The sequence below is a fragment of the Enterobacter cloacae complex sp. 302F9 genome (assembly GCF_050030335.1).
GTDB lineage: Bacteria > Pseudomonadota > Gammaproteobacteria > Enterobacterales > Enterobacteriaceae > Enterobacter > Enterobacter hormaechei_C.
On sequence record NZ_JBLGUC010000001.1, the window covers coordinates 1,638,275 to 1,663,281 of the forward strand.

The following is a 25,007-nucleotide window of genomic DNA, read 5'->3' on the forward strand; positions in this document are numbered from 1 at the left end:
GCGGTTTTGTAGTGAGTGGAACCCTCCCAATGCGGGATCGCAATTTTGATGACATCGCGGAAAAGTTTTCGCGCAACATTTATGGCACCACCAAAGGTCAGCTTCGTCAGACGATCCTCTGGCAGGATCTGGACAAGCTGCTGGCTGAATTCGGTGACCGACCGTTGTGCGTGCTGGATGCTGGCGGTGGGGAAGGTCAGACTGCAATTCTGATGGCGCAGCGGGGACATCACGTCACGCTTTGCGATCTTTCTGCCGAGATGGTTGCGCGCGCAGGGCGAGCGGCAGAAGAGAAAGGTGTGAGCGACAACATGCATTTTATACATTGCGCCGCTCAGGACATTCCGCAGCATTTGGAAACGCAGGTTGATCTGATATTGTTTCATGCTGTGCTCGAATGGATCGCCGAACCACAAGCGATGTTAAAAACGCTGTGGTCGATGTTGCGCCCGGGCGGTGCGTTATCGCTGATGTTTTACAATGCCAACGGCCTGCTAATGCGAAACGTGCTGGTCGGCAATTTTGGCTATGTACAACAGGGCATGTATAAAAAGAAACGACGCACGCTTTCACCGGATTTCCCCCGTGAACCGCAGCAGGTCTATGGCTGGCTGGAGGAGATCGGTTGGGAAATTACCGGCAAAACCGGCGTGAGGGTGTTTCATGATTATCTGCGTGATAAACAAAAACAGGATGACTGTTTAGACGCCTTAACAGAAATAGAGACGCGGTACTGCCGCCAGGAGCCTTATCTGAGCCTTGGCCGCTATATACATGTCACCGCGCGCAAGCCGCAGATGCAAGGATAATCTATGAGTGAATTTTCCCAGACAGTCCCCGAACTGGTTGCCTGGGCCAGGAAAAACGATTTCTCCATCTCGCTGCCGGTAGACAGACTCTCATTCCTGCTGGCGGTTGCGACGCTAAACGGCGAACGCCTGGATGGCGAAATGAGTGAAGGCGAACTGGTGGATGCGTTCCGCCACGTCAGTGATGCGTTTGAGCAAACCAGCGAAACCATTAGCGTGCGTGCCAACAACGCAATCAATGATATGGTGCGTCAACGTCTGCTGAACCGCTTTACCAGCGAGCAGGCGGAAGGAAACGCCATCTATCGTCTTACGCCACTGGGCATTGGCATTACCGACTATTACATCCGCCAGCGCGAATTTTCCACGCTGCGTCTCTCCATGCAGCTCTCTATTGTTGCAGGTGAGCTGAAGCGTGCCGCCGACGCGGCTGATGAAAACGGTGATGAATTCCACTGGCATCGCAACGTTTACGCGCCGCTGAAATACTCGGTCGCCGAGATTTTCGACAGTATCGATCTGACTCAACGTCTGATGGACGAACAGCAGCAGCAGGTGAAAGACGATATCGCTCAACTGCTTAATAAAGACTGGCGTGCGGCCATCTCCAGCTGTGAACTCTTGCTGTCAGAAACGTCGGGTACGCTGCGTGAGTTGCAGGATACGCTGGAGGCGGCGGGAGATAAGCTACAGGCCAATCTGCTGCGCATCCAGGACGCGACGATGGCGCACGACGATTTGCATTTTATCGACCGTCTGGTGTTTGATTTGCAGAGCAAGCTTGACCGCATTATCAGCTGGGGCCAGCAGTCAATCGACCTGTGGATCGGTTACGACCGCCACGTGCATAAATTTATCCGTACCGCCATCGATATGGATAAGAATCGCGTCTTTGCTCAGCGTCTGCGCCAGTCGGTACAGACCTACTTCGATGCGCCGTGGGCGCTGACCTACGCCAACGCCGATCGTCTGCTGGATATGCGCGACGAAGAGATGGCGCTGCGTGATGAAGAGGTCACCGGTGAACTGCCGCCGGATCTGGAATACGAAGAATTTAACGAAATTCGCGAGCAGCTTGCGGCGATGATCGAAGAACAGCTCGCTGTCTACAAAACCAGACAAGCACCGCTGGATCTTGGCCTCGTGGTACGCGACTATCTGGCGCAGTATCCGCGCGCGCGCCACTTCGATGTTGCCCGCATTGTTGTAGACCAGGCGGTGCGCCTGGGCATCGCACAAGCCGATTTCACCGGACTGCCGCCGAAGTGGCAGCCGATTAACGATTACGGAGCCAAGGTACAGGCGCATGTCATTGACAAATATTGAACACGTGATGCCAGTTAAGCTGGCACAGGCGCTGGCGAATCCGTTGTTTCCGGCGCTGGATAGCCAGCTGCGTGCCGGTCGTCACATTGGCCTTGACGAGCTGGATAATCACGCCTTTTTGATGGACTTTCAGGAGTACCTGGAAGAATTTTACGCTCGCTATAACGTTGAGCTGATCCGCGCGCCGGAAGGTTTTTTCTACCTGCGTCCGCGCTCTACCACGCTTATTCCGCGCTCGGTGCTTTCCGAACTGGATATGATGGTCGGCAAAATTCTCTGCTACCTCTATCTCAGCCCGGAACGTCTGGCGAATGAAGGGATCTTCACCCAGCAGGAGCTTTACGATGAGCTGCTGTCGCTGGCGGATGAAAGCAAGCTGCTCAAGCTGGTGAATAACCGCTCAACGGGGTCCGATCTGGACCGTCAGAAATTACAGGAAAAAGTTCGCTCTTCCCTGAACCGTCTGCGCCGTCTGGGAATGGTCTGGTTCATGGGTCACGACAGCAGCAAGTTCCGTATTACCGAATCGGTCTTCCGTTTTGGCGCCGATGTGCGTGCGGGTGACGATGCGCGTGAAGCGCAGCTGCGCATGATCCGTGACGGTGAAGCGATGCCGGTGGAAAACCATTTGCAGCTCAATGACGAGCACGAAGAGAATCAGCCGGATAGCGGGGAGGAAGAGTAATGATTGAACGCGGTAAATTTCGCTCACTAACGCTGATCAACTGGAACGGCTTCTTTGCCCGAACCTTCGATCTGGATGAGCTGGTGACAACGCTCTCCGGCGGTAACGGGGCGGGTAAATCCACCACCATGGCGGCCTTCGTGACGGCGCTGATCCCTGACCTGACCCTGCTGCACTTCCGTAACACCACTGAAGCGGGCGCCACGAGCGGCTCTCGTGATAAAGGTCTGCACGGTAAGCTGAAAGCGGGCGTCTGTTATTCAGTGCTGGACGTCATCAACTCCCGCCATCAGCGCGTGGTTGTAGGCGTGCGTCTGCAACAGGTTGCTGGCCGCGACCGTAAAGTAGATATCAAACCGTTTGCGATCCAGGGACTACCAACCTCCGTACAGCCGACCGCGCTGCTGACGGAAACCCTGAATGAACGTCAGGCGCGCGTCCTCACGCTCCAGGAGCTGAAAGACAAGCTGGAAGCTATCGAAGGCGTGCAGTTTAAGCAGTTTAACTCTATTACCGACTACCACTCTCTGATGTTCGATCTCGGTGTGGTAGCCCGTCGTCTGCGCAGCGCGTCAGATCGTAGTAAATACTACCGTCTGATTGAAGCCTCCCTGTACGGCGGTATCTCCAGCGCCATTACTCGCTCCCTGCGCGACTACCTGCTGCCGGAAAACAGCGGCGTGCGTAAGGCCTTCCAGGATATGGAAGCCGCGCTGCGTGAAAACCGCATGACGCTGGAAGCGATTCGCGTCACACAGTCTGACCGCGACCTGTTTAAGCACCTGATCAGCGAAGCCACCAACTACGTGGCGGCGGACTATATGCGCCACGCCAACGAGCGCCGTATTCATCTCGACCAGGCGCTGGAGTATCGCCGCGAGCTGTTTACCTCCCGCAAACAGCTGGTGGCTGAGCAGTATAAGCATGTCGAAATGGCGCGCGAACTGGGCGAGCACAACGGTGCGGAAGGGGATCTGGAAGCCGATTACCAGGCGGCCAGCGATCACCTGAACCTGGTGCAGACCGCGCTGCGTCAGCAGGAAAAAATCGAGCGCTATGAAGCCGATCTGGATGAGCTGCAAATTCGTCTTGAAGAGCAAAATGAAGTGGTGGCCGAAGCTGCCGAATTGCAGGAAGAGAACGAAGCCCGCGCGGAAGCCGCCGAGCTGGAAGTGGATGAGCTGAAAAGCCAGCTTGCTGATTACCAGCAGGCGCTGGATGTGCAGCAGACGCGTGCGATTCAGTACAACCAGGCGTTGCAGGCGTTGCAGCGTGCCAAAGAGCTGTGCCATCTGCCGGACCTGACCCCGGAAAGCGCTGACGAATGGCTGGATACCTTCCAGGCCAAAGAGCAGGAAGCCACTGAGAAACTGCTTTCTCTTGATCAGAAAATGAGCGTGGCGCAAACGGCGCATAGCCAGTTTGAGCAGGCGTACCAGCTGGTGGTGGCGATCAACGGTCCGCTGGCGCGTAACGAAGCGTGGGACGTTGCCCGTGAGCTGCTGCGCGACGGCGTCAATCAACGCCATCTGGCCGAACAGGTGCAGCCGCTGCGCATGCGCCTGAACGAGCTGGAACAGCGTCTGCGTGAACAGCAGGAAGCCGAGCGTCTGCTGGCGGAATTCTGCAAGCGTCAGGGTAAAAATTACGATTTCGACGAGCTTGAGGCCCTGCACCAGGAGCTGGAAGCGCGTATTGCGGCCCTGTCGGATACCGTATCGAACGCCAGCGAACAGCGCATGACGCTGCGTCAGGAGCTGGAACAGCTTCAGTCGCGTTCGAAGACGCTCTTACAGCGTGCGCCGATCTGGCTGGCTGCACAAAGCAGCCTGAACCAGCTCAGCGAACAGTGTGGCCAGGAGTTTTCCTCCAGCCAGGACGTCACCGAATACATGCAACAGCTGCTGGAGCGCGAGCGTGAAGCGATTGTTGAGCGTGACGAAGTGGGTGCGCGCAAGCGTGACGTCGATGAAGAGATTGAGCGTTTAAGCCAGCCTGGCGGCTCAGAAGATCCGCGCCTGAATGCCTTAGCCGAGCGTTTCGGCGGCGTGCTGCTGTCTGAAATTTACGACGATGTCGGCCTGGACGATGCGCCGTACTTCTCCGCGCTGTACGGTCCATCCCGTAACGCGATTGTGGTGCCGGATCTGTCGCTGATTTCGGACCAGCTTGCAGGGCTGGAAGACTGCCCGGAAGATCTCTACCTCATCGAAGGGGATCCGCAGTCGTTTGATGACAGCGTATTCAGCGTCGACGAGCTGGAAAAAGCGGTGGTGGTGAAAATCGCCGATCGCCAGTGGCGCTATTCGCGCTTCCCGGAACTGCCGCTGTTTGGCCGCGCCGCGCGTGAAAACCGTATTGAAAGCCTGCACGCTGAGCGCGAAACGCTTTCTGAACGTTTTGCAACCCTGTCGTTTGATGTTCAAAAAACGCAGCGTCTGCATCAGGCGTTCAGCCGCTTTATCGGCAGCCACCTGGGCGTTGCCTTTGAGCCCGATCCGGAAGCTGAAATCCGCAAGCTCAACACCCGCCGTGGTGAGCTGGAGCGTGCGCTTGCCAGTCATGAAAATGACAACCAGCAAAGCCGCGTGCAGTTCGAGCAGGCGAAAGAGGGCGTTGCGGCCCTTAACCGCATCCTGCCGCGCCTGAACCTGCTGGCGGACGATACGCTCGCCGACCGCGTAGACGAAATTCAGGAACGTCTGGACGAAGCGCAGGAAGCGGCGCGCTTTGTGCAGCAGCACGGCAATCAGCTGGCAAAACTGGAGCCGATGGTTTCCGTTCTCCAGAGCGACCCGGAACAGTTTGAGCAGTTAAAAGAAGATTACGCCTGGTCACAGCAGGTGCAGCGCGAAGCGCGTCAGCAGGCGTTTGCCCTGACGGAAGTGGTGCAACGTCGCGCACACTTCGGCTACTCCGATTCAGCAGAAATGCTGAGCGGGAACAGTGATCTTAATGAAAAGCTGCGCGAGCGTCTTGAGCAGGCCGAAGCAGAGCGTACGCGCGCCCGTGAAGCGATGCGTACTCACGCCGCACAGCTGAGCCAGTACAGCCAGGTCATGGCCTCGCTGAAAAGCTCCTTCGACACCAAGAAAGAGCTGTTAAACGATCTGCATAAAGAGTTGCAGGACATCGGCGTGCGCGCCGACAGCGGTGCAGAAGAGCGGGCGCGTATTCGCCGCGATGAGCTGCATGCTCAGCTCAGTAACAACCGCGCGCGTCGTAATCAGCTGGAAAAAGCGCTGACCTTCTGTGAAGCAGAGATGGACAACCTGACGCGACGCCTGCGCAAGCTGGAGCGTGACTATCACGAGATGCGTGAACAGGTTGTGACCGCGAAGGCGGGGTGGTGCGCGGTGATGCGCATGGTGAAAGATAACAACGTGGAACGTCGTCTGCATCGTCGCGAGCTGGCGTACCTGTCAGCCGATGAACTGCGCTCTATGTCGGATAAGGCGCTGGGCGCGCTGCGTCTGGCGGTGGCGGATAACGAACACCTGCGCGACGTGCTGCGTATGTCCGAAGATCCGAAGCGTCCTGAGCGAAAAATTCAGTTCTTCGTGGCGGTTTATCAGCACTTACGCGAGCGTATTCGTCAGGACATCATCCGTACCGACGATCCGGTGGAAGCGATCGAACAGATGGAGATCGAGCTGGGCCGTTTGACGGAGGAGCTGACCTCCCGCGAGCAGAAGCTGGCAATCAGCTCCCGCAGCGTGGCGAATATTATTCGTAAAACCATTCAGCGCGAGCAGAACCGTATCCGTCAGCTGAACCAGGGCCTGCAAAGCGTGTCGTTTGGCCAGGTCAACAGCGTGCGGCTGAACGTGAACGTGCGTGAGGCGCACTCCACGCTGCTGGACGTGTTGTCTGAACAGCACGAACAGCATCAGGATCTGTTCAACAGTAACCGCCTGACCTTCTCCGAAGCGCTGGCGAAGCTATATCAGCGTCTGAATCCGCAGATTGACATGGGCCAGCGTACGCCGCAAACCATCGGCGAGGAGCTGCTGGACTACCGCAACTATCTGGAAATGGAAGTTGAGGTTAACCGTGGCTCAGACGGCTGGCTGCGCGCGGAATCCGGTGCGCTCTCTACCGGTGAAGCCATCGGTACCGGTATGTCGATTCTGGTGATGGTGGTGCAGAGCTGGGAAGATGAAGCGCGTCGTCTGCGCGGCAAAGACATCTCGCCATGCCGTCTGCTGTTCCTCGATGAAGCCGCGCGTCTCGACGCCCGCTCCATCGCCACGCTGTTTGAGCTTTGCGAGCGACTCGATATGCAGCTCATCATCGCGGCGCCGGAAAACATCAGTCCGGAAAAAGGGACAACCTATAAGCTGGTGCGTAAGGTGTTCCAGAACAGTGAACACGTACACGTCGTGGGCCTGCGTGGTTTCGCCCCGCAGCCACCGGAGTCATTACCGGGCACGGCTGACGCCTCTTAACCCGGGGTGCGACAAATAGCGGCGCTCATGCGCCGCTTTTTTTATTCACTTAACTTGTGTTCAGGGCTGCGTTATCTTTAAACTTCTTTACATAAGGTAAGGCAGCAGCGAGTATGCCTTTCTATACTGAAGGAAAGCTCCAGAATAATGGGCATGTCGTGAAAAACAGGGGGCAAGGGATGTTGCTTAAGAAAAATCGTGGTCGTCAGCTGTCTGCGCTGAGTTTGTGCCTGACAGTGATGTTTGCTCCACTGTTTACCGCTCAGGCCGATGAGCCTGAAATTGTACCGACTGACAGCTACGCGACGATGGGCGCGCAGCCGACGTCGCTGTCACAACCGCTGGATCAGTCTCCGGCGACGGCCATCATGGCCGGCATTAAACCGCTGCCGGAAGGCATCGATACTGAATCATTACGCCAGCAGCTTATGACCGGCCTGCCCTCGGGCTATACTCCCGCTTATATTAACCAGCTCACGCTGCTTTACGCTGCGCGTGATATGAAACCGATGTGGGAAAATCGCGAGGCGGTACGAGCCTTCCAGCAGCAGCTGGCTGAAGTGGCGATTGCAGGCTTTCAGCCGCAGTTCACGACCTGGGTTGAGCTCCTGACCGACCCTGCCGTTTCCGGACAGGCGCGTGACGTGGTGCTGTCTGATGCCATGATGGGCTACTTACAGTTTGTGGCGGGGATTTCGGTGAACGGCAACCGCTGGTTATACAGCAGTAAACCGTACAAGCTGGCGACGCCTGCGCTGTCCGTCATTAATCAGTGGCAGCTGTCGCTGGATAACGGCGAACTGCCGCGCTTTATCGCAAGCCTTGCGCCTGCCCATCCGCAATATGCCACGATGCATCAGTCGCTTCTTGAGCTGGTCGCGGATTCCCGCCCGTGGCCTCAGCTGCGTGGCACCACAACGCTGCGTCCGGGGCAGTGGAGCAGCGATGTGCCTGCGATCCGCGAAATTATGAAACGCTCCGGCATTCTCGACAGCGGCCCTAAAATTGCGCTGCCCGGTGACGAGACGCAAAATGCGGTCGTCAGCCCGTCGGCGCCGGTAAAAGAGAAAACGGCCGTTGCGTTGAGCAATAAGCCCGCCGCTTACGATCGCGAGCTGGTCGCCGCAGTGAAGCAGTTCCAGGCCGCGCAGGGGCTTGGCGCTGACGGCGTGATTGGTCCATCTACTCGCGACTGGCTGAACGTCTCTCCGGCCCAGCGGGCAGGGGTGCTGGCGTTGAATATCCAGCGCTTGCGCTTGCTGCCGGGCACGTTATCCACCGGCATTATGGTCAACATTCCGGCGTACTCCCTGGTCTACTATCAGGACGGTAGCGAAGTGCTGGCGTCCCGCGTGATTGTCGGCCGACCTGACCGAAAAACGCCAATGATGAGCAGCGCGCTGAATAACGTGGTGGTTAACCCGCCGTGGAACGTGCCGCCGACGCTGGCGCGCAAAGATATCCTGCCTAAGGTATGGAATGACCCGGGTTATCTGGAGCGACACAACTATACGGTGATGCGGGGCTGGAACAGCAAAGAAGCGATTGATCCCTGGATGGTCGACTGGTCAACGATTACGCCTTCGAACCTGCCGTTCCGTTTCCAGCAGGCACCGGGCGCACATAACTCGCTGGGACGTTACAAATTCAATATGCCAAGTTCGGACGCTATCTACCTGCATGATACCCCGAACCATAATCTGTTCCAGAAAGACGCTCGCGCGCTCAGCTCGGGCTGCGTTCGCGTGAATAAGGCCTCGGAGCTGGCGAATATGCTGTTGCAGGATGCAGGCTGGAACGATACGCGGATATCAGATGCCCTGAAGCAGGGGGATACGCGTTACGTCAATATCCGCCACAATATTCCGGTCAATCTTTACTATCTGACGGCGTTTGTAGGCGCGGACGGACGCACCCAGTATCGTACAGATATTTACAATTATGATCTGACAGCGCGATCCGGCGCACAAATTTTGCCAAAAGCGGAACAATTAATCAGGTAAATGAAGTAGTTCGGTAAAAATGATTGTCGTAAGTTATGGTGAATATGAGGCGATCTGGCTGCAAGCCGCGTATTCACTGGGGTTGGGCGCCTTGACGTAGCAGGCTTTGCCAGTTATGGTGCCCTTCGTGCGCTAAGCATATTGACAATTTCTTTTACCTGTAGACCTGATTATCATGGACAAATTTGACGCTAATCGTCGCAAATTGCTGGCGTTAGGTGGCGTTGCGCTGGGCGCAGCAGCCATCCTTCCGACGCCAGCATTTGCCACCCTCTCGACACCTCGTCCGCGTATTTTAACGCTCAACAATCTGCATACTGGTGAGACGCTTAAAGCGGAATTTTTCGATGGCAGAGGCTATATTCAGGATGAATTAGCAAGACTCAACCATTTTTTCCGTGATTTCCGCGCGAATAAAATCAAAGCCATCGACCCTGGATTATTCGATCAGCTTTACCGCTTGCAGGGACTGCTGGGGACCAAAAGGCCGGTGCAACTCATTTCTGGCTATCGCTCTCTGGATACCAACAATGAACTGCGCGCCCACAGCCGTGGGGTAGCGAAAAAAAGCTATCACACTAAAGGGCAGGCGATGGATTTCCATATTGAAGGCGTTTCGTTAGCCAATATTCGCAAAGCGGCGTTATCTATGCGCGCAGGTGGTGTAGGATACTACCCACGTAGCAACTTTGTGCATATTGATACCGGGCCGGTTCGGCACTGGTAATAACGAAACACAGGAGCAGTATGAACTATCGTATTATTCCGGTTACCGCGTTCTCACAGAACTGTTCATTGATCTGGTGTGAACAAACTAAACTGGCCGCGCTTGTCGATCCCGGTGGAGACGCCGGGACAATCAAGCAGGAAGTCGCTGCCAGCGGTGTAACGCTGATGCAGATTTTACTCACCCATGGCCATCTCGACCATGTGGGTGCAGCGGCAGAACTGGCTGAACACTACGGTGTGCCGATTATCGGCCCGGAAAAAGAAGATGAGTTCTGGCTTCAGGGGCTGCCTGCCCAAAGCCGCATGTTTGGTCTGGATGAGTGTCAGCCACTGACACCGGACCGCTGGCTGAACGAAGGCGATCGCGTTAACGTAGGGAATGTAACTTTACAGGTGTTGCATTGCCCAGGGCATACGCCCGGCCATATCGTCTTCTTTGATGACGTGTCGCGCCTGCTGATTTCCGGTGACGTGATTTTCAAAGGGGGCGTAGGACGCAGCGATTTCCCACGCGGCGATCACGGTCAACTGATTCAGTCGATTAAGCAGAAGTTATTGCCGTTAGGTGATGATGTGACGTTTATCCCTGGACACGGACCAATGTCGACGCTGGGCGATGAGCGGTTGCATAACCCGTTCCTTCAGGATGAAATGCCTGTCTGGTAAACCCGGTAAAATAAAAAAGCCTGCGCGATGCAGGCTTTTTTTATGGGTGCAGGTTACAGCACCGCGACAATGGCTTCGCACAGCGGCGCCATGTTGTCAGGCGTCATACCTGCAACGTTCACGCGGCCAGAGGCAACGGCATACACGCCAAACTCTTCACGCAGGCGCAGCACCTGCTCTTTGGTCAGGCCGCTGAAGGAGAACATGCCGTTCTGCTTGATGATGAAGCTGAAGTCACGGTCAGCGCCTTTCTCAGCCAGCGTGTTCACAAACAGCAGACGCATGCGCTGAATGCGCTGACGCATATCGTTCAGCTCTTGTTCCCAGATTGCGCGCAGCGCATCGTTGCTCAGGATCGTCGCGACCACAGACGCACCGTGTGCCGGTGGGTTAGAGTAGTTAGCGCGGATCACGGACTTCATCTGGCTGAATGCGCGATCGACGGTTGCTTCGTCAGCAGCCACCAGCGTACAGGCGCCGACACGCTCGTTATACAGACCAAAGTTCTTGGAATAGGAGCTTGCGACAATCAGCTCCTGATGCACGGCGGCGAATGCGCGCAGACCTTCTGCATCTTCTTCCAGACCACGGGCAAAGCCCTGGTAAGCGAAGTCGAACAGCGGCAGCCAGCCTTTTTCAACGGACAGCTTAGCCAGCTGTTCCCACTGCTCAAGCGTAGGATCGATACCGGTTGGGTTATGGCAGCAGCCGTGGAACAGCACCACATCGCCCGCCTGGGCTTCGCTCAGGCTGGCCAGTAGACCGTCGAAATCCAGCGCGTGGTTTGCCGCGTCGTAGTAGGCGTATTCACGCACTTCCAGACCCGCAGAATTAAAAACGCTCTTGTGGTTCGGCCAGCTTGGATTGCTTACCCACACACGCTTCACAGAGGTGTTTTTCGCCAGGAAATCTGCCGCCACGCGCAGTGCGCCGGTACCGCCTGGGGTCTGCGCCGTGCGGGCGCGTTTTTCGCTCACAATGGTGCTGCCTTTGCCGAACAGCAGCTCCTGGGTGCAGCGACCAAATTCAGGGATACCATCAATACCGAGGTAGTTTTTGGTGGTTTCGTTTTCCAGCAGATACTGCTCAGCTTTTTTGACGCTGGTCAGTACCGGAGTTTTGCCGGTTTCATCTTTATATACACCAATACCCAGGTTGATTTTGCCAGGGCGGTCGTCGGCACGAAACAGATCGGCCAGGCCCAGAATTGGGTCGGCAGGAGCGGCAGTAATGTTCTCAAACATGACGAAGTTCCATTGTGATTACAGAAGTGAAATCCGCTATCAGGTTAACGGTAGATTTACAAAATGCCAACCGTTTGCGACGAAAAGCGTGCGGCTTTTCAAAAGTCGCTATTATTTTCTCTCAGGAATAAAAAAACAGGGCCGAAGCCCTGTTCATTAAGCATATAACAACGAGGTGTGCTGATTAGAACTGGTAAACCAGACCCAGAGCCACGATATCGTCGTTGTTGATGCCCAGCTTGTTGTCGTCTTTCAGCTGGTTGATCTGATAGTCAACATAGGTAGACATGTTTTTGTTGAAGTAGTATGTCGCACCAACGTCGATGTAGTTGATGTAGTCTTCGTCACCGATACCTTCTACGTCTTTCGCTTTAGATTTGTAGTAAGCGATGGATGGACGCAGACCGAAGTCGAACTGGTACTGAGCGACGACAGAGAAGTCCTGAGACTTGTTAGCGAAACCACGGCTGCCCAGACGCGCTGCGTTACGCATCTCGCCATAAATAGCTGCCAGGTAGATGTTGTTCGCGTCATATTTCAGGCCGGTTGCCCACTGTTCAGCTTTGTCACCTTTACCCCATTCCAGCGTCTGCTGGTTGTTGGTACGGTCAGCTGCACCATAAGCACCCACAATGCCGAAACCGTCGAAATCATAGCTCAGAGAGGTTGCCCAGCCGTCACCGTTGGAACGTACTGCATCATCACGTTCATTTTTGCCCAGGTACTGAACACCAAAGTTCAGACCGTCAACCAGGCCGAAGAAGTTGCTGTTACGGTAAGTCGCCAGACCACCCGTACGGCCTGCGAAGAAGTTATCGCTCGCGCCGGTGTCGCCGCCGAACTCAGGCAGCATATCGGTGATGCCGATTGCGTCATAGACCAGACCGTAGTTACGACCGTAGTCGAAGGAGCCTGCGTCACCAAATTTCAGACCTGCGAATGCCAGACGGGTTTTGTTGCCGTTCTGTGCATCGCCACCTTCAGAGTTGTTACCCTGGAAGTTGTATTCCCACTGACCGTAGCCAGTCAGCTGATCGTTGATCTGAGTTTCACCTTTGAAGCCCAGACGCGCGTAAGTGTTGTCGCCATCGTTGCCCGCGTAATCAGAGAAGTAATGCAGGCCAACTGCTTTCCCGTAAAGATCTAATTTGTTGCCGTCTTTGTTATAGATTTCAGCAGCGTTTGCTGCACCGGCTACCAGCAGGGCAGGGACTACCACTGCCAGGATATTGCGCTTCATCATTATTTATTACCCTCATTGGTTTTTTTATGACACTCGCCACTGCCGCCAATAAATTCTGTCAATAAATATTTCCGGAACTATTGATGAGAGTTAGGTGTCTTTATGTGTCTGACAGGCATCTTTCCATTCATAGAACCGTTTCGCTACACTGAAAGTGCTACAATCTTCAAGATTCAGTTACCAAAAGAAAATATGTGTAACTAAATATGTATTTTTGGGAACTTTGTGAAGCACCTCAAATTTCAGTGCCGCCTGGCGAATTAAACATCCGCTTTATTCTTATATATATGATTTCCTTATGTTTAATTTAGCTAAAGGCCTTTCGTATAAACAGAAGTTAAACGGCTCATTTTTTCTTATGATCGACAAAAGCCATCCAGATGGCTGTGAAATTGATTGTTTTTTATGCTAATGCGTAAGAATTGTTTTAAGCGCAATAAGAATGGGGTTATTTTTTTGTCTCAGGATATTTCGTGGAAACAAAACGTAACAGGTAGAGATAATAGCGGGGTTGTGGTTTAAAGACGCTTACTTCTGACTGACGAAAACTGACATTGCAGGATAAAATAATGGCCAGCATTTGCTGGCCATTAATGATTTGGTCGGTTAGAAACTTGCGTTACGCGGTGTGCGTGGGAACGGAATCACATCACGTACGTTCTGAACACCTGTTACGTAAGCAATCAGACGTTCGAAGCCCAGGCCAAAGCCGGAGTGTGGAACGGTGCCGTAGCGACGGAGATCGCGATACCAGCTGTAGTCCGCCGGGTTAAGGCCCATCTCCTGCATACGCGCGTCCAGCACATCCAGGCGCTCTTCACGCTGGGAGCCACCGATGATCTCACCGATGCCCGGCGCGAGGACATCCATCGCGGCAACGGTTTTACCGTCTTCGTTAAGGCGCATATAGAACGCCTTAATGTCTTTCGGATAGTTTTTTACCACAACCGGTGCTTTAAAGTGCTTCTCTGCCAGATAACGTTCGTGCTCGGAGGAGAGATCCACGCCCCAGTAAACCGGGTTTTCGAATTTCTCGCCGCATTTTTCCAGGATAGCGACCGCGTCGGTGTAATCCACCTGCGCGAAGTCTGCGGAGACGAAGCGCTCAAGACGGGCGATGGCGTCGTTATCGACACGCTCAGCGAAGAATTTCATGTCGTCTGCACGCTCTTCGAGAACGGCTTTAAACACGTATTTCAGCATCGCTTCTGCCAGGGCTGCCGCGTCATTTAGATCGGCAAAGGCCACTTCCGGCTCCAGCATCCAGAATTCCGCCAGGTGACGGCTGGTGTTGGAGTTTTCCGCACGGAAGGTTGGGCCGAAGGTGTAGATCTTAGACAGCGCACAGGCGTAGGTTTCACCGTTGAGCTGGCCGGAAACCGTCAGGAAGGCTTCTTTACCAAAGAAGTCTTTGTCGTAATCGACTTTACCTTCCGGCGTACGCGGCAGGTTTTCCATATCCAGCGTTGAAACGCGGAACATTTCACCTGCGCCTTCGGTATCGGAAGCCGTGATCAGCGGAGTAGAAACCCAGAAGTAACCCTGCTCGTCAAAGAAACGATGCAGCGCCTGCGCCAGCGTATGACGCACGCGGGCAACCGCACCAATCAGGTTGGTGCGCGGACGCAGGTGCGCGACTTCACGCAGATATTCGATGCTGTGACGCTTCGCAGCCATCGGGTAGGTGTCCGGATCTTCAACCCAGCCGGTCACTTCCACCGAGGTCGCCTGAATTTCGTAGCTCTGACCCTGGCCCGGAGAGGCCACCACAACACCGGTGACGATCACGGAACAGCCGGTTGTCAGGTGCAGAACGTCATCATTGTAATTGGGCAGAGAATTATTAATGACGGCCTGTACAGGATCAAAGCAGGAACCGTCATAGACGGCGAGGAAGGAGATGCCAGCTTTAGAATCTCGGCGAGTACGCACCCATCCGCGCACGGTGACCTCCTGGTCAACGGCGACACGGCCCTGGAGTACGTCGGCTACAGGCACAACGCTCATAATATTCTCTCTGTTAATAGTCGGAAAAAATAAACACTTGTCCGCCCTTATAGGGGGGATATCTATGTTACCTGCCATCCGCTATCAGACAAGTAAATTTCACCGTCTTAAGAGAAGAAATAAGAAATTAATAAGAGAAGGGGAGCCATGAAGGCTCCCCCGAAGCCGTTAGCTGGCTTTTTTAACCTGAGGCAGATCGAAGGCTTTACGTAATGCGCGGACAAACGCTTTGTCATGGCAGATGGTTTTGCCCGGACTGTCGGAGAGCTTCGCGACCGGCTTACCGTTACATTCCACCAGTTTTATGACGATGTTCAGCGGTTTCACCTGAGGAATATCACAGGTTAACCGCGTACCAATCCCGAAACTCAGGTTCACCCGCGATGAGAAATGGCGATAAAGGTCGACGGCTTTCGCCAGGTCAAGGTTATCGGAGAAGACCAGCACCTTACTCATGGGGTCGATGCCCAGTTTTTCGTAATGGGCGATGGCTTTCTCACCCCATTCAACCGGGTCCCCGGAATCATGGCGCAAACCCTGGTAGCGTTCGGCAAACTCAGGGCCAAAGTCGCGCAGGAACGCGTCCATGGTAATGCAGTCGGTAAGGGCAATACCCAGCCGATCCGGGTATTCCTCTAGCCACGCGGCGAGGGCGGCTCGCTGGCTGTTGGCAAGGTCAGGGCTGATCTGCTGGTGCGCCTGGAACCATTCGTGCGCCTGGGTGCCCATAGGCGTTAAATCAAGGCGACGTGCCAGATCGTAGTTACTGGTGCCAACGAACCACGGCTCCTGTTGCAGACGTCTGACAATGGCTTCCTGAACCTCGCGAGAGAAGCGGCGGCGCGTGCCAAAGTCCATCAGACGGAATCGGGACATATCCAGCCCTTCGGTCAGTCTGGAAAACTCAACGAGTTTATTCTCCAGAGCGGCAACCGCCTGCGTCACACCGGTTTCAGGGGAGCGATAGCGGTGGGCCAGCTCGCTGATCACGGCCAGAAGCGGCACTTCCCACATGATCACCTCACGCCACGGGCCGGTCAGACGAATGTCCAGCTTGCCGTTATCATTGGTGACGGTGACCTGTTCCGGGTTATAGCGGAACTCACGCAGCCAGTTCAGATAATCCGCTTTAAAGAAAGGCAGGCCTGAAAGCCACTGATATTCGTCATCGGTGAGCGCCAGATGCTGCATGGCCTCGACCTGTTCACGAATGGAATCTGCGTAGATACCCAGCAAGTCGTCACCCCGGCAGCGAAATTCCGCCGCAACATGGACATCATGATAGTGGTGAAACACGGCTTGCTGCATATGCAGCTTGTACGCGTCGGTATCCAGCAACGTATGCAGAACCGGAGAAGCGAATTGAGTCATAGGTGCGCTGTAGCATCCTCTCACGGGAGCGTTTAGTACAATAAACAACTCCGGAGTATACCCTGTTTAGTGATTTATTGAACCCCGATCACAACATAAGCACACTTTATGGTCGAGAGCATTTCGTGCCCCGTGTTATAAAAATGTAGCTAAAAAGGGCGTTGTGCCTGAAAAGATGAACATTCTGCATAGCGCGTTTTACACAACAGGAATATATTGAATCGTTACTCGACAAACGATGCATAAGGTTTTCTATGACACAACAGCCACAAGCTAAATACCGCCACGACTATCGTGCGCCGGAATACCTGATAAGCGATATCGATCTGACTTTCGACCTGGATGCCACAAAAACCGTGGTGACGGCGGTAAGCCAGGTGACGCGCCAGAGCGCGACAGCCGTGCCGCTGCGTCTGGATGGTGAAGACCTGACGCTGGTTTCCCTGCATATTAACGATGAAGCCTGGTCAGACTATAAAGAAGAAGGCAACCAGCTGGTCATCGACAACCTGCCGGAACGCTTTACCCTGCGCATCGTGAATGAAATTAGCCCTGCCGCCAATACCGCGCTGGAAGGACTTTACCAGTCAGGCGTAGCCCTGTGTACCCAGTGTGAAGCCGAAGGTTTCCGCCACATTACCTGGTATCTGGATCGCCCGGACGTCCTGGCGCGCTTTACCACCAAAATTATTGCCGACAAAACGCTGTACCCGTACCTGCTTTCCAACGGCAACCGGATTGGTGAAGGGGAACTGGAGAATGGCCGTCACTGGGTACAGTGGCAGGATCCGTTCCCGAAACCCTGCTATCTGTTTGCGCTGGTGGCGGGAGATTTCGATGTCCTGCGCGACACCTTTAAAACGCGCTCTGGCCGTGAAGTCGCGCTGGAGCTGTTCGTGGACCGTGGCAACCTTGACCGCGCACCGTGGGCAATGACCTCCCTCATCAACTCCATGAAGTGGGATGAAACGCGCTTTGGCCTCGAATATGACCTCGACATCTATATGATCGTTGCGGTCGATTTCTTCAACATGGGCGCGATGGAGAATAAAGGTCTTAACATCTTTAACTCTAAATACGTGCTGGCGCGTACCGATACCGCCACGGATAAAGATTACCTCGATATCGAACGCGTTATCGGCCACGAATATTTCCATAACTGGACCGGGAACCGCGTCACCTGTCGCGACTGGTTCCAGCTGAGCCTGAAAGAGGGCTTAACCGTCTTCCGCGATCAGGAGTTCAGCTCCGATCTGGGATCGCGGGCGGTGAACCGCATCAACAACGTGCGCACCATGCGTGGTCTGCAATTTGCAGAAGATGCCAGCCCAATGGCGCACCCGATCCGCCCGGATAAAGTCATTGAGATGAATAACTTCTACACCCTGACGGTGTATGAAAAAGGCGCTGAAATTATCCGTATGATCCACACCCTGCTGGGCGAAGAGAATTTCCAGAAAGGGATGCAGCTTTACTTTGAGCGTCACGACGGCAGTGCGGCCACCTGCGACGATTTCGTCCAGGCGATGGAGGACGCCTCTAACGTCGATTTGTCTCATTTCCGCCGCTGGTACAGCCAGGCCGGTACGCCGATCGTGACGGTCAAAGACGACTACAACCCGGAAACCGAGCAGTACACGCTGACCATCAGCCAGCGCACGCCGCCAACGGCCGAGCAGGAAGAGAAACATCCGCTGCACATTCCGTTCAGCGTTGAGCTATACGACAACGAAGGCAACGTGATCCCGTTACAGAAGGGCGGCCACCCGGTGCATAACGTGCTGAACGTGACCCAGGCAGAGCAGACCTTTATCTTCGATAACGTCTATTTCCAGCCCGTTCCTGCCCTGCTGTGCGAATTCTCCGCGCCGGTGAAACTCGAATATAAGTGGAGCGATCAGCAGCTGACGTACCTGATGCGTCACGCGCGCAACGATTTCTCGCGCTGGGATGCGGCACAAAGCCTGCTGGCGACCTACATCAAGCTGAACGTCAACCGTTACCAGCAGGGCCAGCCGCTGACGCTGCCGGTTCATGTGGCAGACGCGTTCCGTGCCATCCTGCTGGATGAGAACATTGACCCGGCGCTGGCGGCTGAAATTTTGACGCTGCCGTCTGCGACTGAAATCGCCGAGCTGTTTGACATCATCGACCCGATTGCCATCGTCGCCGTGCGTGAAGCGCTGACCCGCACGCTGGCGACCGAACTGGCAGATGAGTTCCTCGCCATTTACAACGCCAACAAGCTGGACGGGTATCGGGTGGAACATGCGGATATCGGTAAACGTTCCCTGCGCAATACCTGCCTGCGCTATCTGGCGTTTGGTGAGGCAGAGCTGGCGAACACGCTGGTCAGCAAGCAGTACCACGAAGCCGATAACATGACGGATGCCCTGGCCGCGCTGGCCGCAAGCGTTGCCGCCGAGCTACCGTGCCGCGATGCGCTGATGCAGGAGTACGACGACAAGTGGCATCAGGATGGTCTGGTGATGGACAAGTGGTTCATCCTTCAGGCCACCAGCCCGGCAGCCGATGTACTCAGCAAAGTACGCAGCCTGCTGAAGCACCGTTCGTTCACCATGAGCAACCCGAACCGCGTCCGCTCTCTGATTGGTGCCTTCGCCAGCAGCAACCCGGCCGCGTTCCATGCCGAAGACGGCAGCGGTTATCAGTTCATGGTTGAAATGCTGACCGAGCTTAACAGCCGTAACCCGCAGGTGGCGTCTCGTCTGATTGAGCCGCTGATCCGCCTGAAACGTTACGATGCGCAGCGTCAGGCGAAAATGCGCGCCGCGCTTGAGCAGCTGAAAGGGCTGGAAAATCTGTCTGGCGATCTGTACGAGAAGATTGCTAAGGCGCTGGCCTGATGTAAAAAAGCCCGGTGGCGCTACGCTTACCGGGCCTACGTGGGGCGCGGGGCATCGGTTTTCTCCCTCTCCCACAGGGAGAGGGCCGGGGTGAGGGCATCAGGCATTAGCCTTTATCCGCTGAATCTCCGCTTCCCCACGTTTCATCACCCGATCCAGTACTTCGGCTTCCAGCTCCGCCAGTCTGGCCGATCCCACGCGGCGAGGACGTGGAATATCTACCGTCAGATCCAGACCAATTTTGCCCTCTTCTATTAACAGCACCCTGTCTGCCATTGCCACGGCTTCACTGACATCATGCGTCACCAGCAGTACCGTAAAGCCGTGCGTCTGCCAGAGGGTTTCAATCAGATCCTGCATCTCGATCCGCGTCAGGGCATCAAGCGCGCCGAGCGGTTCATCGAGCAGCAACAGGCCGGGACGGTGAATCAGCGCGCGTGCCAGCGCTACGCGCTGCTTTTGTCCACCCGACAGGGCCGCAGGCCACTCTCCCGCGCGATTCTCCAGCCCTACCGCTGCGAGTGCCTGCCGGGCGTCCTCCCGCCAGCTGCCCTTCAGGCCCAGCCCGACGTTATCCATCACCGTTTTCCACGGCAGCAGACGCGCGTCCTGAAACATCATGCGCGTATCATCCTGAATCGTGGCCAGCGGCGTAGTGCCTGCCAGAATGTCACCGCTGTTTGGCGCTTCCAGCCCGGCTAAAAGACGCAGCAGGGTACTCTTGCCGCCACCGCTGCGGCCGACAACGGCCACGAACTGTCCGGCAGGAATATGCAGATCCAGTGCATTCAGAATGGTGTTGTCGCCGTAGCGTTTGGTCACGCCGTTCAGCAGTAACGGTGTTCCCTGGTTCAGTCGTGCAGTATTCATGCTTTCGCCTCCTGAGCGGTGTAGGCCGGGTTCCAGCGCAGCCAGCTACGTTCCAGCCACTGGGCGCTGACGTCCGCAAGTTTGCCGAGCAGGGCATAAAGGATAATGGCAACCACCACCACGTCCGTTTGCAGGAACTCGCGGGCGTTCATCGCCAGATAACCAATGCCGGAGTTAGCCGAAATGGTTTCCGCCACGATCAGGGTTAGCCACATCAGGCCGAGCGCAAAACGCACCCCAACCATAATGGAGGGCAGGGCGCCCGGCAGGATCACATGGGTAAACAGGGCAAAACCTGACAGGCCATAGCTGCGGGCCATCTCCACCAGACCGCGATCGATATTACGGATCCCATGCCAGGTATTGATATAAATCGGGAATAACGTTCCCAGCGCCACGAGGAAAATTTTGGCGCTCTCATCAATGCCAAACCACAGGATAACCAGCGGAATAAGCGCCAGATGCGGCACGTTGCGCAGCATCTGAACGGAGGTATCCAGCAGCCGCTCACCCCAGCGTGACAGGCCGCTGATCAGCCCCAGCGTCAGGCCGATGCTTCCGCCTATCGAAAAGCCAATTACCGCGCGCCAGGAGCTGATGGCAAGATGTTGCCACAGCTCACCGCTGGCGCTTAGCGACCAGAACGCTTCCACAACGCCCTCCGGAGAGGGCAAAATGCGGCTCGACAGCCAGCCAGTTGAAGACGCCAGTTGCCAGACGAGGACAATGCCGACGGGCAGAAACCACGGCGCGGCGCGCAGCAGCCATTTTTGTGCGGTTGCAGACATGGTGGCTCCTTAGCTTTGCGCGACTTTTCTCGGGATAAACGCGTTCGCCACGGCTTCGCCCTGCAACTGAAGCTGACGTGGCTGCGGAATTTCCGGGATAGCGACATCCAGATGCGGGAACAGCAGTTCACCCACCTTGTACGCCTCCTCCAGATGTGGGTAGCCAGACAGGATAAAGCTGTCGATCCCCAGCGCCGCGTATTCATTAATGCGTGCCGCTACGGTTGGACCGTCGCCGACCAGTGCCGTGCCGGCGCCGCCGCGCACCAGACCTACCCCGGCCCACAGGTTCGGGCTAATCTCAAGATTTTCACGCTTGCCGTTGTGCAGGGAAGCCATCCGGTGCTGGCCCACGGAGTCGGTTTTGGCAAACGCCGCCTGTGCTTTGGCGATAGTGTCGTCGTTCAGATGAGCGATCAGACGGTCGGCGGCTTGCCAGGCCTCGTCGTTGGTTTCACGGACGATCACGTGCAGGCGAATGCCGAAGCGTACCGTACGGCCATGTTCTGCGGCTTTAGCGCGTACCTGAGCAATTTTATCTTTCACCAGCTCCGGTGGCTCGCCCCAGGTCAGATAGAGATCGACCTGCTCAGCCGCCAGCTCCTGCGCCACGTCCGACGATCCGCCGAAATAGAGAGGAGGGCGCGGCTGCTGTACCGGCGGGAAGTAGAGCTGCGCATCGCGAACGTGGATATGTTTCCCTTCGAAGGTGACGGTTTCCCCTTCCAGCAGACGTCGCCAGACGCGGGTGAACTCTGCGGAGGCTTCATAGCGCTCGGTATGATCGAGAAAGACGCCATCTCCCGCCAGCTCCTGCGGATCGCTGCCCGTCACCAGGTTGAACAGCGCACGGCCGTTGGAAAGCCTGTCCAGCGTTGCCGCCTGACGCGCCGCGACGGTTGGCGACACCACGCTCGGGCGCAAGGCTACCAGGAATTTCAGGCGCTGGGTGACGGGGATCATTGACGCGGCAACCAGCCACGCATCCTCACACGAGCGGCCCGTCGGGATCAGTACCCCGGTAAAACCGATGCGGTCTGCCGCCTGGGCGATCTGCTGTAGATAGCCGTGATCGACCGGGCGGGCGCCTTCTTCTGTGCCAAGATAGTGTCCATCACCGTGGGTGGGTAAAAACCAGAAAAGATTCAGACTCATGATTTTTTTCCTTCAATGACAGCGGGTTGCCAGATGCGTTCGCGAATATTCACCTGCTTTGGAACCAGGCGGTTTTGATAAAAGAGGTCTGCCGTTTGCTGCTGGAGAGCGGCAACGTGGGCGTCAACCGGTGCTATGGTGGTGGGAGGACGGTGGTCAAGATAAGTGGCGATCACCGGTTCAGGCAGGCCCATGGTTTTTGCCAGCAGCGTGATGCTCTGCTGACGCTGGCTTTGGGTCAGCGCATCGGCCTGAGAGAAGGTATCCAGCACCTGCTGAATAAATGCGCCATTTTTCTCAGCGTAAGGACGTGCCGCCAGGTAGAACGAACCGGTCTGCTTCAGGGTGGTGCCGTCTTTCAGCACCCGCACACCGCCCTGCAACAGTGCGGCGGAGTAGTACGGATCCCAGATAGCCCAGGCATCAACATTTTTTTGCTGAAACGCCGCGCGCGCATCGGCAGGCGTCAGGTAAACGGGCTGGATATCGGTGAATTTAAGGCCGGCCTCCTGCAACGCGCGCAGCAGCAGGTTGTGCGAGCTTGAACCTTTCTGGAAAGCAACCTTACGGCCTTTGAGGTCGGCGACGCTTTTGATCTCACTGTTTTCCGGCACCAAAATAACCTCTGCCTTCGGCTTGGCGGGCTCAACGCCAACGTAAACCAGATCCGCCCCGGCAGCCTGCGCAAAGATTGGCGGGATATCGCCGGTGCTACCTAAATCAATACTCCCGACGTTCAGCGCCTCCAGCATCTGTGGTCCGGCAGGGAACTCGACCCATGAGAATTTGGTCTCCGGGAAACGCTTCTCAAGCAACGCATGGCTTTTCGCCAACACCATGCTGACGCTGCCTTTCTGATAACCGATACGCAGGCTCTCCGGCGCTTTCTCCGCCGCCTGAGCCAGCGACGCCACTGCCAGCAGACCTGCCAGCCCGATACGGGTAACTGTTTTAAACATGCGCCACTCCTTGTGATTGATGAAATGCTGCCGCGTGGCGATCCCGACGGTTCAGGGCGTGCCAGAAGGTTTCGAGCGCACTGTCGAGGCGGGTTTGCAGATTCGGCGTGAAATGGGGTTTATGCTGGTAGTCGATTACCTGTGAGTCGTCAGCGAAGACGCCATGCAGGATCTCCTGCGCTTTCAGCGCGTTCAGAACCGGCTTGAGGGCATAATCCACCGCCAGTAAATGAGCTACCGTACCGCCTGTGGCCAGCGGCAGGACGACCTTACCGTCCAGCGCGCGTTCGGGCAGCAGATCGAGCAGCGTTTTCAGTGCGCCGGAAAAAGAGGCTTTATAAATCGGTGTCGCGACGACCAGCCCGTCAGCACTCTTAAGTTGTTCGATCAGGGTTTTCAGCGCCGGGCTGTCGAAACGGGCGTAGAGCAGATCTTCAGGCGCGAAATTGTGCAAATTCCAGTGACACACTTCGACATCCAGAGCATTAAGCTTTTCGCGAGCGTATTCCAGCAGTGCGCTGGAGCGAGAGGGGAAGCGGGGGCTTCCGGCCAGGGTAATGACGCGCATGGTTGCTCCTTATAACTAATTGTTTGCTTTTATCTAACATTCATAACAATTTTCAGGAGTGTGACATTGCGTGGTTATTCCACTAAATGATTTATCCTCAGGATGAATGCAGAAAAATGCATAAGAAGCGAACCGATAAGTAAACGATTGCGTTTTACGTGGCTTTTTTTGCCACAGGTCAATTCCCTTTCCGGGCGGAATCGCACATAATCCCCTCCCGGTTTGCACACCGGGAATCCAGGAGAGTTCATGTACTACCCCTTCGTTCGTAAAGCCCTTTTCCAGCTCGATCCTGAGCGCGCTCATGAATTTACATTTCAGCAGTTACGCCGTATTACAGGAACGCCTCTGGCCGCGCTGGTGCGTCAAAACGTGCCGGAAAAACCAGTTCAGTGCATGGGCCTGACTTTCAAAAATCCACTGGGCCTGGCGGCCGGTCTGGACAAAAATGGCGAATGCATTGATGCACTCGGCGCGATGGGCTTTGGCTCGATCGAAATCGGGACGGTGACGCCGCGTCCGCAGCCGGGAAATGACAAGCCACGTCTGTTTCGCCTGGTTGAAGCCGAGGGGCTGATCAACCGCATGGGCTTTAATAACCTTGGCGTCGATCATCTGGTTGAGAACGTTAAGAAAGCCCATTTTGATGGCGTGCTGGGTATTAATATTGGCAAAAATAAAGACACGCCGGTCGAGCAGGGTAAAGATGACTATCTGATTTGTATGGAAAAAGTCTATGCCTATGCCGGTTATATTGCGGTGAATATATCTTCGCCTAACACCCCAGGGCTGCGTTCATTACAATATGGCGAAGCGCTCGACGATCTTCTTGGCGCCATTAAAAATAAACAAACGGCGCTACAGGCGATCCACCATAAATATGTTCCGGTCGCGGTTAAGATCGCCCCGGATCTTTCGGCAGAAGAATTGATCCAGGTTGCCGACAGTTTAGTTCGCCATAATATTGATGGTGTGATTGCAACCAATACAACACTCGATCGCTCTCTCGTTCAGGGAATGAAAAACTGTGACGAAGCGGGTGGATTAAGTGGCCGTCCGGTACAATTAAAAAGCACCGAAATTATTCGCGCACTCTCCGCAGAATTAAAAGGTCAGCTGCCGATTATTGGCGTGGGTGGCATTGACTCTGTCATCGCTGCACGTGAGAAGATGGCGGCAGGTGCATCGCTGGTGCAAATTTATTCCGGCTTTATTTTTAAAGGGCCGCCGCTGATTAAAGAAATCGTCACGCATATCTAATCTTTTCTC

The 25,007-nt window shown here is 55.5% G+C and carries 18 protein-coding genes; 9 read left to right on the forward strand and 9 right to left on the reverse strand.

Going from position 1 to position 25,007, the window contains the following annotated elements; genetic code table 11:
* Window positions 1-29: 29 nt before the first annotated feature.
* From cmoM to ACQG0T_RS07705, 7 genes are all read left to right on the forward strand, one after another.
* A complete protein-coding gene (gene cmoM, locus ACQG0T_RS07675) occupies window positions 30-809 on the forward strand; it encodes a tRNA uridine 5-oxyacetic acid(34) methyltransferase CmoM (protein ID WP_271040655.1) in 780 nt (259 codons plus the stop codon).
* Between the two features lie 3 nt (window positions 810-812).
* Entirely contained in the window at window positions 813-2,135 is a 1,323-nt protein-coding gene (mukF, locus tag ACQG0T_RS07680; RefSeq protein WP_015570962.1) for a chromosome partition protein MukF, read from the forward strand.
* Window positions 2,116-2,820, forward strand: coding sequence for a chromosome partition protein MukE (gene mukE / locus ACQG0T_RS07685; RefSeq protein WP_017384823.1), 705 nt, complete (start codon window positions 2,116-2,118; stop codon window positions 2,818-2,820). The genes mukF and mukE overlap by 20 nt, the downstream gene beginning before the upstream one ends.
* A complete protein-coding gene (mukB, locus tag ACQG0T_RS07690) occupies window positions 2,820-7,268 on the forward strand; it encodes a chromosome partition protein MukB (protein WP_032619973.1) in 4,449 nt (1,482 codons plus the stop codon). The genes mukE and mukB overlap by 1 nt, the downstream gene beginning before the upstream one ends.
* A gap of 179 nt (window positions 7,269-7,447) precedes the next feature.
* Complete coding sequence (gene ldtD, locus ACQG0T_RS07695; RefSeq protein ID WP_032619971.1) at window positions 7,448-9,271, forward strand: L,D-transpeptidase; 1,824 nt, start codon at window positions 7,448-7,450, stop codon at window positions 9,269-9,271.
* 175 nt (window positions 9,272-9,446) lie between these two features.
* Window positions 9,447-9,998: a YcbK family protein gene (locus ACQG0T_RS07700; RefSeq protein ID WP_003858202.1), complete on the forward strand. Its 552-nt coding sequence runs from the start codon at window positions 9,447-9,449 to the stop codon at window positions 9,996-9,998.
* 20 nt (window positions 9,999-10,018) lie between these two features.
* Window positions 10,019-10,666, forward strand: coding sequence for an MBL fold metallo-hydrolase (locus ACQG0T_RS07705; RefSeq protein ID WP_032619969.1), 648 nt, complete (start codon window positions 10,019-10,021; stop codon window positions 10,664-10,666).
* A 53-nt stretch (window positions 10,667-10,719) separates the two neighbouring features.
* Here the strand turns inward: ACQG0T_RS07705 and ACQG0T_RS07710 are convergent, their stop codons facing one another.
* The 4 genes from ACQG0T_RS07710 to pncB all read right to left on the reverse strand — a co-directional run bounded on the left by ACQG0T_RS07710 (window position 10,720) and on the right by pncB (window position 16,531).
* Window positions 10,720-11,910, reverse strand: a complete 1,191-nt coding sequence (locus ACQG0T_RS07710) for an amino acid aminotransferase (protein ID WP_017384820.1) — start codon at window positions 11,908-11,910, stop codon at window positions 10,720-10,722.
* A gap of 184 nt (window positions 11,911-12,094) precedes the next feature.
* The gene (gene ompF, locus ACQG0T_RS07715) at window positions 12,095-13,153 is read right to left on the reverse strand and encodes a porin OmpF (protein ID WP_017384819.1); all 1,059 of its coding nucleotides are present in this window, start codon (window positions 13,151-13,153) and stop codon (window positions 12,095-12,097) included.
* A gap of 606 nt (window positions 13,154-13,759) precedes the next feature.
* A complete protein-coding gene (asnS, locus tag ACQG0T_RS07720; protein WP_015570955.1) occupies window positions 13,760-15,160 on the reverse strand; it encodes an asparagine--tRNA ligase in 1,401 nt (466 codons plus the stop codon).
* Window positions 15,161-15,328: 168 nt separating this feature from the next.
* The gene (pncB, locus tag ACQG0T_RS07725) at window positions 15,329-16,531 is read right to left on the reverse strand and encodes a nicotinate phosphoribosyltransferase (protein WP_015570954.1); all 1,203 of its coding nucleotides are present in this window, start codon (window positions 16,529-16,531) and stop codon (window positions 15,329-15,331) included.
* Window positions 16,532-16,785: 254 nt separating this feature from the next.
* On the opposite strand from pncB, the gene pepN reads away from it, so the two are divergent.
* Window positions 16,786-19,398 (forward strand): aminopeptidase N, encoded by a 2,613-nt coding sequence (gene pepN / locus ACQG0T_RS07730; protein ID WP_271040656.1) that lies wholly within the window; start codon window positions 16,786-16,788, stop codon window positions 19,396-19,398.
* A 99-nt stretch (window positions 19,399-19,497) separates the two neighbouring features.
* On the opposite strand, the gene ssuB is transcribed toward pepN, so the two are convergent.
* From ssuB to ssuE, 5 genes are read right to left on the reverse strand one after another with little or no spacing between them, the layout of a single operon-like run.
* Complete coding sequence (ssuB, locus tag ACQG0T_RS07735; RefSeq protein WP_015570909.1) at window positions 19,498-20,268, reverse strand: aliphatic sulfonates ABC transporter ATP-binding protein; 771 nt, start codon at window positions 20,266-20,268, stop codon at window positions 19,498-19,500.
* On the reverse strand, window positions 20,265-21,056 hold the full coding sequence (gene ssuC / locus ACQG0T_RS07740) for an aliphatic sulfonate ABC transporter permease SsuC (protein WP_003858185.1): 792 nt from the start codon (window positions 21,054-21,056) through the stop codon (window positions 20,265-20,267). Before ssuC ends, ssuB begins: the two co-directional genes overlap by 4 nt.
* 9 nt (window positions 21,057-21,065) lie before the next feature.
* Entirely contained in the window at window positions 21,066-22,211 is a 1,146-nt protein-coding gene (gene ssuD / locus ACQG0T_RS07745) for an FMNH2-dependent alkanesulfonate monooxygenase (protein WP_426723754.1), read from the reverse strand.
* Window positions 22,208-23,170, reverse strand: coding sequence for a sulfonate ABC transporter substrate-binding protein (locus ACQG0T_RS07750; protein WP_040117456.1), 963 nt, complete (start codon window positions 23,168-23,170; stop codon window positions 22,208-22,210). The genes ssuD and ACQG0T_RS07750 overlap by 4 nt, the downstream gene beginning before the upstream one ends.
* Complete coding sequence (gene ssuE / locus ACQG0T_RS07755) at window positions 23,163-23,738, reverse strand: NADPH-dependent FMN reductase (protein WP_003858180.1); 576 nt, start codon at window positions 23,736-23,738, stop codon at window positions 23,163-23,165. The genes ACQG0T_RS07750 and ssuE overlap by 8 nt, the downstream gene beginning before the upstream one ends.
* Window positions 23,739-23,987: 249 nt before the next feature.
* Here ssuE and pyrD point away from each other — a divergent pair, with 249 nt between their 5' ends.
* Entirely contained in the window at window positions 23,988-24,998 is a 1,011-nt protein-coding gene (gene pyrD / locus ACQG0T_RS07760; RefSeq protein WP_023299739.1) for a quinone-dependent dihydroorotate dehydrogenase, read from the forward strand.
* The last annotated feature ends 9 nt before the right edge of the window (window positions 24,999-25,007 follow it).